At 61.7% G+C, this 16,872-nt stretch carries 13 protein-coding genes; 5 read left to right on the top strand and 8 right to left on the bottom strand.

What is annotated here, in order from left to right; genetic code table 11:
* Window positions 1-46: 46 nt before the first annotated feature.
* The 5 genes from BN1079_RS12735 (at window position 47) to BN1079_RS12715 (ending at window position 7,494) form a co-directional block, all read left to right on the top strand.
* Complete coding sequence (locus BN1079_RS12735) at window positions 47-1,390, top strand: short-chain fatty acid transporter (RefSeq protein ID WP_037024917.1); 1,344 nt, start codon at window positions 47-49, stop codon at window positions 1,388-1,390.
* Between the two features lie 296 nt (window positions 1,391-1,686).
* Window positions 1,687-3,945 (top strand): ATP-binding protein, encoded by a 2,259-nt coding sequence (locus tag BN1079_RS12730; RefSeq protein WP_037024916.1) that lies wholly within the window; start codon window positions 1,687-1,689, stop codon window positions 3,943-3,945.
* 11 nt (window positions 3,946-3,956) lie between these two features.
* The gene (locus BN1079_RS12725; protein ID WP_037024913.1) at window positions 3,957-4,427 is read left to right on the top strand and encodes a response regulator; all 471 of its coding nucleotides are present in this window, start codon (window positions 3,957-3,959) and stop codon (window positions 4,425-4,427) included.
* Between the two features lie 51 nt (window positions 4,428-4,478).
* Complete coding sequence (locus tag BN1079_RS12720) at window positions 4,479-6,881, top strand: response regulator (protein ID WP_037024910.1); 2,403 nt, start codon at window positions 4,479-4,481, stop codon at window positions 6,879-6,881.
* The gene (locus BN1079_RS12715; protein ID WP_074436842.1) at window positions 6,874-7,494 is read left to right on the top strand and encodes a biliverdin-producing heme oxygenase; all 621 of its coding nucleotides are present in this window, start codon (window positions 6,874-6,876) and stop codon (window positions 7,492-7,494) included. The genes BN1079_RS12720 and BN1079_RS12715 overlap by 8 nt, the downstream gene beginning before the upstream one ends.
* Here BN1079_RS12715 and glmS read toward each other — a convergent pair.
* The 8 genes from glmS to atpA all read right to left on the bottom strand — a co-directional run bounded on the left by glmS (window position 7,481) and on the right by atpA (window position 16,858).
* Window positions 7,481-9,316 carry a glutamine--fructose-6-phosphate transaminase (isomerizing) gene (gene glmS / locus BN1079_RS12710; RefSeq protein WP_037024907.1) on the bottom strand — a complete coding sequence of 612 codons (1,836 nt, stop codon included), beginning with the start codon at window positions 9,314-9,316 and terminating at the stop codon, window positions 7,481-7,483. The genes BN1079_RS12715 and glmS overlap by 14 nt on opposite strands.
* Window positions 9,317-9,318: 2 nt before the next feature.
* Window positions 9,319-10,101, bottom strand: coding sequence for a DeoR/GlpR family DNA-binding transcription regulator (locus tag BN1079_RS12705; RefSeq protein ID WP_037024904.1), 783 nt, complete (start codon window positions 10,099-10,101; stop codon window positions 9,319-9,321).
* 65 nt (window positions 10,102-10,166) lie between these two features.
* Window positions 10,167-10,778: a LysE family transporter gene (locus BN1079_RS12700; RefSeq protein WP_037024901.1), complete on the bottom strand. Its 612-nt coding sequence runs from the start codon at window positions 10,776-10,778 to the stop codon at window positions 10,167-10,169.
* 204 nt (window positions 10,779-10,982) lie between these two features.
* Window positions 10,983-12,353 carry a bifunctional UDP-N-acetylglucosamine diphosphorylase/glucosamine-1-phosphate N-acetyltransferase GlmU gene (gene glmU / locus BN1079_RS12695; protein WP_037024898.1) on the bottom strand — a complete coding sequence of 457 codons (1,371 nt, stop codon included), beginning with the start codon at window positions 12,351-12,353 and terminating at the stop codon, window positions 10,983-10,985.
* Window positions 12,354-12,479: 126 nt separating this feature from the next.
* Window positions 12,480-12,908 carry a F0F1 ATP synthase subunit epsilon gene (locus BN1079_RS12690; RefSeq protein WP_037024895.1) on the bottom strand — a complete coding sequence of 143 codons (429 nt, stop codon included), beginning with the start codon at window positions 12,906-12,908 and terminating at the stop codon, window positions 12,480-12,482.
* A gap of 81 nt (window positions 12,909-12,989) precedes the next feature.
* Window positions 12,990-14,366: a F0F1 ATP synthase subunit beta gene (gene atpD, locus BN1079_RS12685; RefSeq protein ID WP_037024892.1), complete on the bottom strand. Its 1,377-nt coding sequence runs from the start codon at window positions 14,364-14,366 to the stop codon at window positions 12,990-12,992.
* Between the two features lie 30 nt (window positions 14,367-14,396).
* Window positions 14,397-15,263, bottom strand: a complete 867-nt coding sequence (atpG, locus tag BN1079_RS12680) for a F0F1 ATP synthase subunit gamma (protein WP_037024890.1) — start codon at window positions 15,261-15,263, stop codon at window positions 14,397-14,399.
* Window positions 15,264-15,313: 50 nt separating this feature from the next.
* Complete coding sequence (atpA, locus tag BN1079_RS12675) at window positions 15,314-16,858, bottom strand: F0F1 ATP synthase subunit alpha (protein ID WP_037024888.1); 1,545 nt, start codon at window positions 16,856-16,858, stop codon at window positions 15,314-15,316.
* Window positions 16,859-16,872 lie beyond the last annotated feature (14 nt).

The raw sequence follows: 16,872 nt of genomic DNA, 5'->3' as shown, positions 1-16,872 counted from the left end.
TGATCAACACGAACATAAGAAACAAACATAAGAAGAGGCATCACCCATGTTCAACACCCTCACTGGCTGGAGCGTAAGCCTGGTACAACGCTACCTGCCCTCCGCCTTCGTCTTCTCCGCGCTGCTCACCTTCGCGGTGCTGATTGCCGGCATGCTTTCCACCGACCAGTCGCTACCGGCCATGGTGCAGCACTGGAGCGGCGGCTTCTGGACCCTGCTCGGCTTCGCCATGCAGATGGCGCTGATCTTCGTCACCGGTCATGCGCTGGCCAGTGCCCCGCTGGTCAACCGCCAGCTCGACCGCCTGGCCGGCATGGCCCGCACGCCGGGTCAGGCGATCGTCATGGTCACCCTGGTGGCGCTGGTCGGCTGCTGGGTCAACTGGGGCTTCGGCCTGGTGATCGGCGCCGTCTTCGCCCGCGCGCTGGCCCGTCAGGTCAAGGGCGTCGACTACCCGCTGCTGGTGGCGGCGGCCTATTCGGGTTTCCTGGTCTGGCACGGCGGCCTTGCCGGCTCAGTGCCGCTGTCGCTGGCCAGCGGCGGCCCGGACCTGGCGCGGATGACCGCAGGCGTGCTGACCGAAGCTGTACCGATCACCGAAACCCTGTTCACAACGCTGAACCTGACCATCGTCGCGCTGCTGTTCATCGGCCTGCCACTGCTCAACCGCGCCATGCATCCGCGCCAGGACGTCAAGGTTGCCGATCCGGCCAAGCTGGTGGAAGCCGCCGCTGAACAGCCGCTGCGCGAAACCCCGGCCCAGCGCGTCGACGACAGCCGCATCCTCGGCCTGGCGCTGGTGGCCATGGCTGCCATCTACCTGTTCAACCATTTCAGCAGCAAGGGCTTCGTGCTCGGCCTGGACGTGGTGATTGCGATCTTCCTGTTCTGCGGCCTGCTGCTGCACGGAACCCCGGAGCGCTACATGCGCGCGGTGGACGTGAGTGTGCGCGGCATCGGCGGCATCGTCCTGCTGTTCCCCTTCTACGCCGGGATCATGGGCATGATGATGGGCGCCAACGCCGAAGGCATTTCCCTGGGCCGCCAAGTCACCGAGACCTTCATTTCCTGGTCGTCCGCCGACACCTTCCCGCTGCTGGCCTTCCTCAGCGCTGGCGTGGTCAACGTGTTCGTGCCTTCCGGGGGCGGCCAGTGGGCGGTACAGGGCCCCATCATGCTGCCGGCCGCCCAGGCTCTCGGCGTCTCGCCGACCGTCACCGCCATGGCCATTGCCTGGGGTGATGCCTGGACCAACATGATCCAGCCGTTCTGGGCGCTGCCGCTGCTCGGCATCGTCGGCCTCGGCGCTCGCGACATCATGGGCTACTGCCTGATGATGCTGCTCTACTCGGGCGTGGTCATCTGCGGTGCCTTCTATTTCCTGACCTGATCAGGCCAAAACGGTGGGCGGTGCAAAGCCGTCCGCCTGGCCAATGCCCCGCCTGGCATAGGCCATGTCACTCCCGCCTTGCCAAACTCTCACAATTCCTTACGGCTCGCTGAGCGCATTTAAGCGCGCGCGCATTGGCGTGTCCGTTTCGTCGGGTTAAAGTGCCCAATCAAGTAAAACCGTCGGTTATTGGGTCCAAGGATCTGCCACCATAGACCACTGCCGCCGGTTTTCCGGTAGCACTCGCATTGATGCTGCGCGTGATTCGGCCAGCACAGCCTGAACAAGGACACACAATGAGCACTACCGACGCCCAGGATCTCCTGGACGCCATCGAACGCTGCGCCGAAGAGCCTATTCATATTCCCGGCAGCATCCAACCACACGGTTTTCTGTTAGCCGTCGATGAGGCTCAGCTGCGCATCCAGCAGGTCAGCGAAAACATCCGCCAGTGGCTGGGCCTCGACGCCGAAGCGCTGCTGGGCCAACCGCTTTCGGCATTGTTCGACACCAGGCGAATCGAGTCCGGGCTGGCCGCACTGGCTGAAGATGACCAGAACCCGTTTCACCTGGGCGATATCAGTTTCAGTCTCGATGGCGCTGATGCAGGTGCGTTCGCGCTGATGGCGCACCGCCGCAACGACCAGCTGATCCTGGAATTCGAGCGCGCCGGTAGCACCCATGATGCATACGACACGCTCTATCCGCTGATGCGCACCTTCGTTACCCAGCTTCACGAGACCCACGAGTTACTCGGTCTTTGTGAGCTGGCCGTCAAGGAGGTCAAGCGCATCACCGGGTTTGGCCGGGTCAAGGCCTACCAGTTCGATGCCGAAGGCAACGGCACCGTGCTGGCCGAGGAAGCCGACCCAGGTTATGCCCGGTATCTGGGCCTGTGTTTTCCGGCCTCGGATATCCCGCCCCAGGCCCGCCAGCTGTACCAGCAGAACCTTATCCGCGTGATCCAGGACGCGAACTATCAGCCCTCACCCCTGACACCGGCGCTGAATCCCGCCACTGGCGAGCCCCTTGATCTAAGTTTCGCCGCCCTGCGCAGCGTGTCGCCGGTGCATCTTCAGTACATGCGCAACATGGGCACGCTGGCCTCGATGTCGATCTCCATCATCGTGCGCGGCCGGCTCTGGGGGCTGATCTCCTGTCACGATGCCGAACCACGCCAGGTGAGCTACCAGACCCGTACCTCTTGCGAGCTGCTGGGGCGCATTCTGGCCTTGCAGATCGAAGCGAGAGAGGTGGAAACCCTGTCGCGGCGCCAGCTGGAGCTGCGCCAGCAGATCGTGCGGATGTTGTCGGCCATGGCCGATCACGACAGCGTGGTGGAAGGCTTTCGCCAGCTGCCGGATGTCGCATTGGCGTTTGCCGGTGCCAATGGCGCCGCGATCATTTCGGCGGAAATCTGCGAAACCATCGGCGAAACACCCGACCATGAACAGCTCATGCGGCTGGTCCAATGGCTGGGCCAGCAGCGCGACCAGCTGATTTACCACACCGACTGCGTCAGCCGCGACATTCCCAGCCTGCCCGAGCTGGCCGAGCACTGCGCCGGGGTCATGGCAATTTCCATCTCCCGCCTGCACGCCCACTACGTGATCTGGTTCCGAAGTGAACAGATCAAGATCGTCAACTGGGCCGGACAGCCGGAAAAACAGGTGGATCGCCAAAGCGGTGCCCTCAGCCCACGGCACAGCTTCGAGCGCTGGCAACAGATTTTCAGTGGCTACGCCCTTCCGTGGGAGCCGGTGGAAGTCGAGGGTGCGCTGGAACTGCGCAGTGCAGTGCTCGGCATCGTACTACGCAAGGCCGAGGAACTGGCCCAGCTGGCCGGTGAACTGCGTGCCAGCAACAAGGAACTGGAGTCCTTTTCCTACAGCGTCTCCCACGACCTGCGTGCACCGCTGCGCCATATCGCCGGCTATACCGAGCTGCTCAGCGAGCTGGAAGGCAACCGCCTGAGCGAACGCGGCGCGCGCTTTCTCGACAATATCGCCGACGCTGCCAGCTTCGCCGGCACCCTGGTCGACAACCTCCTGAGTTTCTCGCAGATGGGGCGCTCGGCCTTGCGCCTGTCCGATGTAAACCTTGACGCACTGGTCGCCTCTATCCGCGAGGAACTCGCTCCCGACTGTGAAGGCCGGGAGATCGAGTGGCGGCTGCTGCCGATGCCGATCATCGTCGCCGATGCAGCATTCCTGCATATGGCGTTGCGCAATCTCATCGACAACGCAGTGAAGTACACCCGCAACCGCGAGCATGCGGTGATCGAGATCGGTGCCACCCAGCGCATGGGCGAAGTAACCGTCTATGTGCGCGACAACGGCGTGGGCTTCGACATGCAATATGCCGACAAGCTGTTCGGTGTATTCCAGCGCCTGCATCGCATGGAAGAGTTCGAGGGAACCGGCATCGGCCTGGCCAGCGTGCGCCGGATCATCGAGCGCCACGATGGCCGGGTCTGGGCTGAAAGCGAGCCTGAACAGGGCGCTACCTTCTATTTCGCGTTACCAAAATTGTCCTACACACCTCTTGCCTCTTGAAGACACAAGCGATGCTGAAACCGATACTTCTCGTGGAAGACAACCCCCACGATCTGGAACTGACACTGATTGCACTGGAGCGCAGCCAGCTGGCGAACGAAGTGGTCATCATGCGCGATGGCGCCGAAGCACTGAGCTACCTGCTGCGCACCGACAAACATGCAAGCCGCGCCGACGGCAATCCTGCCGTGCTGCTGCTGGACCTCAAATTGCCGAAGGTGGACGGCCTGGAAGTCCTGAAGATCGTGCGCGATACGCCAGAGTTGCGCAGTATTCCAGTGGTTATGCTGACCTCGTCGCGGGAAGAGCCCGACCTGCTCAAAGCCTACGAGCTGGGGGTGAACGCTTACGTGGTCAAGCCGGTCGAATTCAAGGATTTTGTCGCCGCTATTTCTGACCTGGGCATCTTCTGGGCGGTGCTCAACGAGCCGCCACCCGGCTCCCTGCGGCTCAAGCGCGCGCGCCCGCACGATGACACCTGAGGGTCGCTCGTTGCTCAGTTTGCAGCTCCCGCTTTTATCGACTGGGTAACTATGCCAGCGCCAAAAAACATCAGCGTCCTGTTCATCGAGGACAGTCCACACGATGCCGAACTGGCCCAGCTATCGCTGGAGCGCAGCGGCTATACCCTGTCGCATACAGAGCGGGTCTACGATCACCAGGGCGTGGTCGAGGCCTTGCAGCGACAGGAATTCCACCTGATCCTGGCCGACTTCATCCTGCCGGGCTTTTCCGGCAGCCAGGCGCTGCAACTGGCTCGCCAGCTGGCGCCGCAGACACCGTTCATTTTCCTCTCCGGTGTATTTGGAGAGGAAAATGCGGTCAACATGATGCGCTCCGGCGCCGTCGATTACGTGCTCAAGCAGAACCTCGGCTTCCTGCCGAAGGCCGTCGAGCGCGCCCTGGGCGAAGTCAATGAGCACCGCAAGCGATTGGAGGCGGAAAAGGCCCTGCGTGAAGTGGAGGTGCGCGCACGCCTGGCCATCAATGCAGCACGGCTGGGCATGTGGGATTACGAGCCCAAGAACGACACCCTGATTTGGGATGAACGCAGCCGCGCCATGTGCGGCCTGGCACCAGACGCTCCGGTGAGCATGGCGCTGTTGGAGCAGCTTTGCCATCCGGAAGACCGAGAGGCACTGCGTCTGCACGTGCGTCAGGCACTAGGTCAGGAGAGTAATGGCGAGTTCTGCACCACCTTCCGGGTGTTGCGCGGGGGCGCTCGCACCTGCTGGATAGAAATCCGTGGCCAGGCCTTTTTCGAGGATGGAGTCTGTACCCGCTTCCTCGGCGTGATGATGGATATCACCGAGCAGCAGTTGGCGACCCAGACCCTGAAGCGCATCAACGAAACCCTGGGTGAGCGGGTCGAGGAGCGCACCCGTGAACGCGACCGTACCTGGGAGCTGTCACGGGACCTGCTGGCCGTTACCCAGCTGGACATGCTGCCGATCGCCCTGAACCCGATCTGGAAGGACACCCTCGGCTGGTCCTTCGAGCAGCTGATGCAACATCCCCTGAGCCAGCTGGTTCATCCGGATGACATGCAGGAATCGCAGGCCGAAACCGCCCGTATCGCCAAGGGCAAGGTCACCAATCGCTTCGTCAATCGGCTGCGCCATCGCGACGGCAGTTATCGCTGGTTGTCCTGGTCCGCCGTGGCCGACGACGGCCGCATCTATGCCGCAGCACGAGATATCACCAACGAAATAGCCGCCGTCGACAAGCTCGCTGAAGCCAACCGTCAGCTGCGCGCGCAGATCCAGGAACGCGAGCGCGTCGAGGCTACCTTGCAGCAGATGCAGCGCCTGGAAGCCGTGGGCCAGCTGACCGCCGGCGTCGCCCATGACTTCAATAACCTGCTGACGGTCATCCTGACCAGCACCAGCTTTCTGCAAAACGATCTTGAAACCGGCGTTCCGGCCGAGCGCAGCCTGCGCCGGCTGCAGTACATTCGCGATGCCGGTGAGCGCGGTGCGACCCTGACCAGTCAACTGCTTGCCTTTGCCCGGCGCCAGCAGCTGGCACCGACTGCAGTGGATCTCAACGAGACCCTGGTAGCGCTGCTCAGCCTGCTCAAAAGCACCCTGGGCGGCAACGTGCGCATCGAAACCGATATGCAGTCCGATCTATGGCATGCGCTGGTGGACCCGACGCAGATCGAAATGATCATCCTTAACCTGGCGATCAACGCCCGTGATGCCATGGGTGACAGCGGCCAGCTGACATTGGGCACCCGCAATGCCGTGGTTGACCAGCCGGCCTTGCGCGCCGAGGACCCAGCTCCCGGTGAATACGTGGTGCTGTCGGTAACCGATACCGGCGCCGGTATGAGTGAGGAAGTATTGAGCAAGGCCTTCGAGCCTTTCTTCACCACCAAGGAAGTAGGCAAAGGCTCGGGGCTCGGCCTGGCCCAGGTATTCGGCTTCGCCAAGCAGTCCAGCGGCGGCGCGCACATCCGCAGCCAACTGGGCGTTGGCACCACGGTGCAGGTGTTCCTGCCGCGCACAAGCGTACCGCAGCAAGCCGAAGCGCTCGCGCCGTCGCGCGCCCGCTCCCCTCTCGGCCGACACAGTATTCTGCTGGCAGATGATGACCACAGCGTGCGCGAGGTGACGGCACAGATGCTGAAGAACCTCGGCTTCGCCGTGACCGAGGCGGAAAGCGGCGACCAGGCGCTACAACTGCTGGCCGAGGGCATTGAAGTCGACCTGCTGCTGGCCGATTTCGCCATGCCGGGCATGAACGGCGGCGAGCTGGCCCGTACCGTAAGAATCCGCTACCCGGAGCTGCCGGTGATCATCGTGACCGGCTATGTGGAGCTGAGCGAGCTGGGGCTGACGGACTTCCCGATCATTCAGAAACCCTTCCGCGAAGAGCAATTGGCCAGCCGGATTCAACTGACCCTCGACGAAAGCAGACATAACAATGGCTGAGCTGCGTACCCGTCTCCGCATGGCCACCGCCCCTCTGCATGAACAGGTGGATAACGCCTATGCCGCGTTCGACTTCGATCAGGAGGGCGGCTACCTCAGCTTTTTGCGTGCCCATGGCCGCGTCTTAGGCAGCATGGAAGTCGCCTTGGAGCAGGCCGGCATTGCTGGTCTGCTGGAAGACTGGCCAGAGCGGGTTCGCCGCCATGCCCTGTTCGCGGACCTTGAGGCGCTAGGCAGTCCGGTACCCTTACCGTTGCCAGCACCGGAGCTTGACGATAGTGCCGGCAGCTGGGGCGCTGCATACGTTTTGGAAGGCTCCCGCCTGGGCGGGCGGGTGCTGGCACGAAGGCTTCACCAGCTCGATCCTTCTGCACCATCGCTTTACCTGGAGCACGGCGACACGGCCAAGCTCTGGCCGACGTTCCTCGCGCAGCTCGAGACCGCCCATCCGTGCACCTGGCCGGCCATACAGGCGGCCGCCGAAGCGACCTTCGAGCTGTTCATTCGCGCTGCCGCGCTCGAGCACTCCCAGTGCATCGCCGAAAACGAAAAAGGCCCCGAAGGGCCTTTTCATCATGTAGCTGAGACCGGGCTGAGCGTCACTCAACAGTGACCGACTTGGCCAGGTTGCGTGGCTGGTCGACGTCGGTGCCGCGCAGTACGGCAACGTAATAGGACAGCAGCTGCAGCGGCAGCGTGTAGAGAACCGGCGCCAGCGCATCGTGGATGCTGGGCATGTTCACGACGTAGGTGCCTTCGCCATTCTCCATCCCTGCCGCGCCATCGGCGAAGACGATCAGCTCACCACCACGTGCACGCACTTCCTGCAGGTTGGACTTGAGCTTTTCCAGCAGCTCGTTGTTGGGTGCCACTGTAACCACAGGCATGTCGGCATCCACCAGCGCCAGCGGGCCATGCTTGAGCTCGCCGGCCGGATAGGACTCGGCGTGGATGTAGGAGATTTCCTTGAGCTTGAGCGCCCCTTCCATCGCCACCGGGTACTGCGCACCGCGGCCGAGGAACAGGGTGTGGTGCTTCTCGGCGAAATGCTCGGCGATCTTCTCCACCGTGGCATCCATGGCCAGCGCCTCGCCCAGGCGGGTCGGCAGACGCCGTAGTTCGGCCACTAGCTCGGCTTCCTTGTCCGCTGCGAGGGTGCCGCGAACCTGGCCGAGAGCCAGGGTCAGCAGCATCAGGCCGACCAGCTGGGTGGTGAACGCCTTGGTCGAGGCGACGCCGATTTCCGGCCCGGCCTGGGTCAGCAGGCAGAGGTCGGATTCACGCACCAGCGAACTGATGCCGACGTTGCACACGGCCAGGCTGGCCAGATAGCCGGCGCCCTTGGTATTGCGCAGCGCGGCCAGGGTATCGGCAGTTTCGCCGGACTGGGAAATGGTCACGAACAGCGTATCGGGCTGCACCACCACCTTGCGATAACGGAACTCGCTGGCCACTTCCACCTGGCAGGGAATACCGGCCAGTTCTTCCAGCCAATAACGCGCGACCATGCCGGCGTGATAGCTGGTGCCGCAGGCAACGATCTGCACGTTGCGGACCTTGGCGAACAGCTCGGCAGCCTGCGGACCGAAGGCCTGCACCAGCACATGGTCGTCGCCCAGACGACCTTCCAGAGTGCGCTGCACCACCGTGGGCTGCTCATGGATTTCCTTGAGCATGAAGTGGCGGTATTCGCCCTTGTCCGCGGCTTCGGCTCCTTCGTGATACTGCACGGATTCGCGTTGCACCGGCTGACCGTCGGCATCCCAGATCTGCACGCTGTCGCGGCGGATCTCGGCGATGTCGCCTTCCTCCAGATACATGAAGCGGTCGGTGACCTGACGCAGCGCCAGCTGATCGGAAGCGAGGAAGTTCTCGCCCAGCCCCAGACCGATCACCAGCGGGCTGCCGCTGCGGGCGGCGAGCAGGCGGTCCGGCTGTTTGGCACTGACCACTGCCAAACCATAGGCACCGTGCAGTTCCTTGATGGCCGCCTTGAGCGCGACGGTCAGATCACCAAACTCGGCAAGCTTGTGATTCAGCAGATGCACGATCACTTCGGTATCGGTATCGGAAACGAACTCGTAACCGAGCGCCTGGAGCTGGCTACGCAGCGCTTCGTGGTTCTCGATGATGCCGTTGTGCACCACCGCTAGATCGTCGCCGGACAGGTGCGGGTGAGCATTGCGTTCACACGGCGCACCATGGGTCGCCCAGCGAGTGTGGGCGATGCCCAGGCGCCCGGTCAGCTCTTCAGCGCGCTGGGCACTCTCCAGCTCGGCCACCTTGCCCGAGCGGCGCAGGCGGCGCAGGGTTCCCGAGGCATCCAGCACGGCAATGCCGGCACTGTCATAACCGCGATATTCGAGGCGCTTTAGGCCCTCAAGAAGAATTGCGCTGATATTGCGCTCGGCGACGGCGCCAACGATGCCACACATGTTCAGTTCTCCAGATTGTTTTCGATGGCCGCGCAGATCAACCTGACGCCACGGGCCTGAATGCTGTCACGCGCCTCGGGGTCGAGACGATCATCGGTGATCAGGGTATGAATGCCGCTCCAGGGCAGCTCCAGGTTGGGAATGCGCCGGCCGACCTTGTCCGATTCGACCATGACGATCACTTCGCGGGCGACTTCGGCCATGACCCGCGACAGGCCCAGCAATTCGTTGAAAGTGGTGGTACCACGCTCGAGATCGATGCCATCGGCACCGATAAACAGCTGATCGAAATCATAGGAGCGCAACACCTGTTCGGCCACCTGGCCCTGGAAGGATTCGGAATGCGGATCCCAGGTGCCGCCGGTCATCAGCAGCACGGGCTCGTGTTCCAGCTCGCGCAGGGCATTGGCCACATTCAGCGAGTTGGTCATCACTACCAGGCCATGGGTACGCCCCAACTGCGGAATCATCGCCGCCGTGGTGGTGCCGCTGTCGATGATGATCCGTGCATGCTCGCGAATGCAGGCGACCGCGGCACGGGCAATGGCTTGCTTGATCGGCGAAACCGGCTGAATGGACTCGCCAATCAGTTCCTGCGGCAAGGACACCGCACCACCATAACGGCGCAACAACAGGCCGTTCTTCTCCAGCGCAGCGAGATCCTTGCGAATGGTGACTTCGGAGGTTTCGAAGTGCCGCGACAAGGCATCGACACTGACCTCACCCTGCTCGTTGAGCAGCGCAAGGATGGCGTGGCGACGCTGTGGCGTATTGCGCTTCGACATACAGACGTTTCGATTCGAAAGTTAAGAGTGCGAATCAAAACCTAGAGATGCCCGCGAGTCAAGCCTCAATTGAGGGTCAGCTTGACGCCAAAACCCACCAGGCATAGCCCGGCAAGCTTTTCCAGACCACGTGCAACACGCGGATTGGCACGCATACGTTCGGCGAGAAAGTAGGTGCTCAGTACGATCACCAGCCCGTAAAGGAAGGTCAGCACAGCGATGGTCACCGCCAGAAAGCTGAAGGTCAGCATTCCCTGGTGGCGCTGCGGATCGATGAACAGCGGGAAAAAGGCCATGTAGAAGACGATGGCCTTGGGATTGAACAGGGTGATCAGACATGTCTGGCGCAGGTATTGCCTTGGCCTGATCTCCAGCGTAGGTGCAGCGCCGGGTTTGGCCAGCAGCATGCGCAGACCGAGCCAGATCAGATAGGCCGCGCCCAGCCATTGCACCAGGTGAAAGGCTGTCGGGTAGGCCTTCAATACGGCTGCGACACCGGCGACGGCAAGCCACATCAGTACCTGATCGCCGAGAATGATGCCCAACGTTGAAGCCAGACCGCCGCGGATCCCGCCTTTGCCTGTGGATAGAATAAGCGCGAGGTTTCCCGGCCCTGGAATCGCCAGCAGAATGATGAAGGCGACTACAAAAGCACCATAATCGGTTACGCCAAACATGCTTTTACTTCCGTCGTATTAGGATGTGTACAAAAAGTCGTCGAGCGAAGGTCAGGCGAGGCAAAAACGGGTGAGGAAGCGGAGTTTACGAGCTGTAAATGAGCATTCCGAACCCGTTTTTAACGAAGCATCACCGAGCGCAGGCACTTTTCGTACAGAGCCTAGGCAGACCTGCTACCGCGCTGCGGTCCGACAAAGCTGCTTTTAGGACTTCTTGTCGGCCTTAACCGGCCGCTGCCAGCCCTCGATATTGCGCTGGCGCCCACGACCAAGCGCCAAAGTATGTGCCGGTACGTCTTCGGTGATGACCGAGCCGGCGCCGGTAGTCGCGCCAGCGCCCAGGTTCAGCGGAGCCACCAGGGAGCTGTTGGAGCCGATGAATACATCCTCGCCCATCACCGTCTTGAACTTGTTGGCGCCGTCATAGTTGCAGGTGATGGTGCCAGCACCGATGTTGGTCCGCGCGCCGATTTCAGCGTCGCCCAGGTAGCTCAAATGGCCTGCCTTGGCGCCTTCGCCAAGCACCGCATTCTTCATCTCGACGAAGTTGCCCACATGAGCTTTGGCGCCCAGCACGCTGCCGGGCCGCAACCGGGCGAAGGGACCGCAATCGGCGCCTTCACCCACTTCTGCGTCTTCCAGATGAGAGTTGGCCTTGATGATCGCCCCCTTGCGCAGGGTGGAATTTCTGATCACGCAGTTCGGCCCGATCTGCACGTCATCTTCGATAATCACCCGGCCTTCGAGAATCACGTTGATGTCGATCAGCACATCGCGCCCCACAGAAACCTCGCCACGCACATCAAAACGCGCCGGATCACTCAGCGTCACGCCCTGCGCCATCAAGCGACGCGCCGCGCGCAGCTGATAGTGGCGCTCCAGCTCGGCCAGTTGGATCCGGTCATTGGCGCCCTGTACTTCCATGGCGTCCCCGGAGTGTTCCGTGGCGACACGTAGGCCGTCGGCCACTGCCATGGCGATCACGTCGGTCAGGTAATACTCGCCCTGGGCGTTGCTGTTGGACAGGCGCCCCAGCCATTCGCCAATGCGGCTGCCAGGCACCGCCAGGATGCCGGTATTGCCTTCGCGGATCGCCCGCTGTTCGTCACTGGCGTCCTTGTGTTCGACGATCGCCTGCACCTCGCCACGCTCGTCACGCACGATGCGTCCATAGCCGGTGGGATCGTCGAGCATCACGGTAAGCAGCGCCAGCTGGTCGGGGCCGACCTTGTGCAACAGCCGCTGCAAGGTCTCGGCTTCGATAAGCGGCACATCGCCGTAGAGGATCAGCACCCGCTCCGCCGACAGGTTGGGCAGCGCTTGAGCCACTGCATGACCAGTGCCCAGTTGTTCGGCCTGGACCACCCAGCTCAGATCGTCACCTGCCAGACGCTCGCGAACCAGCTCGGCGCCGTGACCGATCACCACCTGGATGCTTTTCGGCTGCAAGGCGCGCGCGGTATCGATGACGTGACCAAGCATGGATTTGCCCGCCACCGGATGCAGAACCTTGGGCAGTGCCGAGCGCATGCGGGTGCCCTGTCCGGCAGCGAGAATGACGATATCGAGTGACATGGATGCGATCCTGAAGAAGTTCGAAAAGGTGCCGGCCTGGCCGGAATCGGCGAACGGCGGAAACGAAAAAGGGTAGCCAAGGCTACCCTTTTACGCATGCGCGATGAAGCTGAAGTCGCGGTTCGATCAGTGCCGACCGTACTTCTTGCGCAGGTGCTCGATGGTGCGCAGCTGGGCTGCGGCCTCGGCCAGACGAGCAGCGGCGGATCCGTAATCGAAATCCGCGCCCTTCTCGTTCAGCGCCTTTTCGGCCGCCTTCACGGCAGCCTGAGCAGCAGCTTCGTCGATGTCCTTGGCGCGAGTAGCGGTATCGGCCAGAACCTTCACCATGTTCGGCTGAACTTCAATGAAGCCGCCGGAAATGTAGAAGATTTCTTCCTCGCCACCCTGCTTGATCACCCGCACCGGACCCGGCTTGAGATCGCTCAGCAACGGCGCGTGGCCCGGCAGGATACCGATGTCACCCAGGTTGCCATGGGCGACGACCATTTCCACCAGCCCCGAGAACAGCTCTTCTTCCGCACTGACGATGTCGCAATGGACTGTCATAGCCATACTTATGCCTCGGTAATCTTCCCCCGGACCGGACAGAGCCGGCCCAGGGGCGGGATCGGCGCCCGCAAGCGGGCGCGCCAGTTACAGTTTCTTCGCTTTCTCGATGGCTTCGTCGATGGTACCGACCATGTAGAAGGCCTGCTCCGGCAGGTCATCGTAGTCACCATTGAGAATGCCCTGGAAGCCACGGATGGTTTCCTTCAGCGACACGTACTTGCCCGGAGCGCCGGTGAAGACCTCGGCCACGTGGAACGGCTGGGACAGGAAGCGCTGAATCTTACGAGCGCGCGCTACCAGCTGCTTGTCCTGCTCGGACAGCTCGTCCATACCCAGGATGGCAATGATGTCCTTCAGTTCCTTGTAGCGCTGCAGCACGTACTGCACGCCGCGAGTCACTTCGTAGTGCTCCTGGCCAACTACCAGCGGATCCAGCGAACGGCTGGTGGAGTCCAGCGGGTCAACGGCCGGGTAGATACCCAGGGAAGCGATGTCACGCGACAGTACGACGGTGGCGTCCAAGTGGGCGAAGGTGGTCGCCGGGCTCGGGTCGGTCAGGTCGTCCGCGGGAACGTATACGGCCTGGATCGAGGTGATCGAACCGGTCTTGGTGGAGGTGATGCGCTCCTGCAGAACGCCCATTTCCTCGGCCAGAGTCGGCTGATAACCCACCGCGGACGGCATACGACCCAGCAGCGCGGACACTTCGGTACCGGCCAGGGTGTAACGGTAGATGTTGTCGATGAACAGTAGAACGTCCTTGCCTTCTTCGCGGAACTTCTCGGCCATGGTCAGGCCGGTCAGTGCCACGCGCAGACGGTTTCCTGGCGGCTCGTTCATCTGACCGTAGACCATCGCTACCTTGTCGAGAACGTTGGAGTCCTTCATCTCGTGGTAGAAGTCGTTACCCTCACGAGTACGCTCACCCACACCGGCGAACACGGACAGACCGCTGTGCGCCTTGGCGATGTTGTTGATCAGCTCCATCATGTTGACGGTCTTACCAACACCCGCACCACCGAACAGACCGACCTTACCGCCCTTGGCGAACGGGCAGACCAGGTCGATGACCTTGATGCCGGTTTCCAGCAGATCGGTACCACCAGCCTGCTCGGCGTAGCTTGGCGCCGCGCGATGGATGCCCCACAGCTCTTCGCACTCGACCGGACCGGCTTCGTCGATGGGCTCGCCCAGGACGTTCATGATACGGCCCAGGGTACCTGCGCCGACCGGAACGGCAATTGCCTTGCCGCTGTTGTTGACGTCCAGGCCACGCTTGAGGCCTTCGGTCGAACCCATGGCGATGGTACGGACAATGCCGTCGCCCAGCTGCTGCTGGACTTCCAGGGTGGTCTCGGCGCCCTGAACTTTCAGCGCGTCATAGACGTTCGGTACCTGATCGCGTGGAAATTCCACGTCGATAACGGCGCCGATGATTTGAACGATACGTCCGCTACTCATTTTTGGTTCCTCTGAATATTTGAACCGTTCTTAAACCGCGGCAGCGCCGCCGACGATTTCCGAAATTTCCTGAGTGATCGCAGCCTGACGGGCCTTGTTGTAGACCAGTTGCAGGTCGCTGATAAGCTCCCCTGCGTTGTCGGTTGCGCTCTTCATTGCAATCATCCGCGCGGCCTGTTCGGCTGCACCGTTCTCAACCACAGCCTGATAGGTCTGGGACTCGATGAAACGAACCAGCAGGGCATCCAGCAACTGCTGGGCATCCGGTTCGTAGAGGTAGTCCCACTGACCTTTCTTGACCTGTTCGGCGTTCGCGTCTGCAGCCAGCGGCAGCAGTTGGTCGATCGTCGGCTTCTGGGTCATGGTGTTGATGAACTTGTTGGATACCAGATACAAGCGATCCACCCGGCCTTCCTGGAAGGCATCGAGCATGACCTTGACGCTGCCGATCAGATCATTGATCGACGGCGCTTCACCGATGTTGCCGATGGCTGCAACCACGTTGCCGCCAAAACTACGGAAGAAGCTTGCACCCTTGTTACCGATCACGCAGAGGTCTGCCTCGATCTTCTGATCGTGCCATTCCTTCATGTGCTTGATCAGTGCCTTGAACAGGTTCGTGTTCAGGCCACCGCACAGGCCACGATCGGTCGATACAACGATATAACCGACACGCTTGACCGGACGATCCACCATGAACGGATGACGGTACTCCGGGTTGGCGTTGGCCAGATGACCAATCACCTGCCGGATCCGCTCCGCGTAAGGACGGCTGGCAGCCATGCGCTGTTGTGCCTTGCGCATCTTGCTGACCGCGACCTTTTCCATGGCGCTGGTGATCTTCTGCGTACTTTTGATGCTCGCAATCTTGCTGCGAATCTCTTTTGCGCCTGCCATTTGACACCTATCGGGTTAGCAGGCGGGAGCCTTTCGGCTCCCGCTGCGGCTTACCAGCTTTGCGTGGCCTTGAACTTCTCGATACCGGCCTTCAGACCAGCGTCGATTTCGTCGTTGAAGTCACCCTTCACGTTGATCTTCGCCATCAGATCGGCGAACTCGTGGTTGAAGAAGGCGATCAGGGCCTGCTCGAAGGCGCCAACCTTGGCCACTTCCACGTCGGTCAGGAAGCCACGCTCGGCGGCATACAGGGACACGGACATTTCGGCGATGGACATCGGCGCATACTGCTTCTGCTTCATCAGCTCGGTTACACGCTGACCATGCTCAAGCTGCTTGCGGGTCGCTTCGTCCAGGTCGGAAGCGAACTGCGCGAACGCAGCCAGTTCACGGTACTGGGCCAGCGCGGTACGAATACCACCGGACAGCTTCTTGATGATCTTGGTCTGGGCAGCGCCACCAACACGGGATACCGAGATACCGGCGTTAACGGCCGGACGGATGCCTGCGTTGAACATGGCCGATTCCAGGAAGATCTGACCGTCGGTGATGGAAATCACGTTGGTCGGAACGAACGCGGAAACGTCGCCAGCCTGGGTTTCGATGATCGGCAGTGCGGTCAGGGAACCGGTCTTGCCTTTCACTTCGCCCTTGGTGAACTGCTCCACGTACTCCTCGGAAACGCGGGAAGCGCGCTCCAGCAGACGGCTGTGGAGGTAGAACACGTCGCCCGGGTAGGCTTCACGTCCCGGCGGACGACGCAGCAGCAGGGAAATCTGGCGGTAGGCCACAGCCTGCTTGGACAGATCGTCATACACGATCAGCGCGTCTTCACCGCGGTCACGGAAGTACTCGCCCATGGTGCAACCGGCATAAGGAGCCAGGAACTGCAGTGCGGCGGACTCGGAAGCCGAAGCGGCAACGATGATGGTGTTGGCCAGGGCGCCGTGCTCTTCCAGCTTGCGCACCACGTTGGCGATGGTCGACTGCTTCTGACCAACGGCGACGTAGACGCATTTGATGCCACTGTTGCGCTGGTTGATGATGGCGTCGATGGCCATGGCGGTCTTACCGATCTGACGGTCACCAATGATCAGCTCACGCTGACCACGGCCGACCGGGATCATGGCGTCGACCGACTTGTAGCCGGTCTGTACCGGCTGGTCGACCGACTTACGCCAGATCACGCCGGGTGCCACTTTCTCGACAGCGTCGGTCAGCTTGGCGTTGACCGGACCTTTGCCATCGATCGGGTTACCCAGAGCATCGACTACGCGACCCAGCAGTTCCGGACCTACCGGAACTTCGAGGATGCGGCCGGTGCACTTGGCGCTCATGCCTTCGGTCAGGCCCAGGTAGTTACCCAGAACCACGGCACCTACGGAGTCCTGCTCCAGGTTCAGTGCCATACCAAAGATGCCGCCAGGGAACTCGATCATCTCGCCATACATCGCATCGGCCAGGCCGTAGATGCGTACGATGCCGTCAGACACGCTGACGACGGTGCCCTCATTACGGGCTTGAGCAGCGACATCGGATTTCTCGATGCGCTGCTTGATGATTTCACTAATCTCGGAAGGATTCAGTTGCTGCATGCCATGACCCTCAA

The sequence above is a fragment of the Pseudomonas saudiphocaensis genome (genome assembly GCF_000756775.1).
In the GTDB taxonomy this organism is placed as follows: Bacteria; Pseudomonadota; Gammaproteobacteria; order Pseudomonadales; family Pseudomonadaceae; genus Stutzerimonas; species Stutzerimonas saudiphocaensis.
Note: the sequence above shows the minus strand (reverse complement) of the source record. Positions and strands in the feature narration are given on the sequence as shown.

Coding starts and splice junctions, on each gene's coding strand:
- BN1079_RS12735 (WP_037024917.1), top strand. CDS start 47: ATGTTCAACACCCTCACTGGCTGGAGCGTAAGCCTGGTACAACGCTAC.
- BN1079_RS12730 (WP_037024916.1), top strand. CDS start 1,687: ATGAGCACTACCGACGCCCAGGATCTCCTGGACGCCATCGAACGCTGC.
- BN1079_RS12725 (WP_037024913.1), top strand. CDS start 3,957: ATGCTGAAACCGATACTTCTCGTGGAAGACAACCCCCACGATCTGGAA.
- BN1079_RS12720 (WP_037024910.1), top strand. CDS start 4,479: ATGCCAGCGCCAAAAAACATCAGCGTCCTGTTCATCGAGGACAGTCCA.
- BN1079_RS12715 (WP_074436842.1), top strand. CDS start 6,874: ATGGCTGAGCTGCGTACCCGTCTCCGCATGGCCACCGCCCCTCTGCAT.
- glmS (WP_037024907.1), bottom strand. CDS start 9,316: ATGTGTGGCATCGTTGGCGCCGTCGCCGAGCGCAATATCAGCGCAATT.
- BN1079_RS12705 (WP_037024904.1), bottom strand. CDS start 10,101: ATGTCGAAGCGCAATACGCCACAGCGTCGCCACGCCATCCTTGCGCTG.
- BN1079_RS12700 (WP_037024901.1), bottom strand. CDS start 10,778: ATGTTTGGCGTAACCGATTATGGTGCTTTTGTAGTCGCCTTCATCATT.
- glmU (WP_037024898.1), bottom strand. CDS start 12,353: ATGTCACTCGATATCGTCATTCTCGCTGCCGGACAGGGCACCCGCATG.
- BN1079_RS12690 (WP_037024895.1), bottom strand. CDS start 12,908: ATGGCTATGACAGTCCATTGCGACATCGTCAGTGCGGAAGAAGAGCTG.
- atpD (WP_037024892.1), bottom strand. CDS start 14,366: ATGAGTAGCGGACGTATCGTTCAAATCATCGGCGCCGTTATCGACGTG.
- atpG (WP_037024890.1), bottom strand. CDS start 15,263: ATGGCAGGCGCAAAAGAGATTCGCAGCAAGATTGCGAGCATCAAAAGT.
- atpA (WP_037024888.1), bottom strand. CDS start 16,858: ATGCAGCAACTGAATCCTTCCGAGATTAGTGAAATCATCAAGCAGCGC.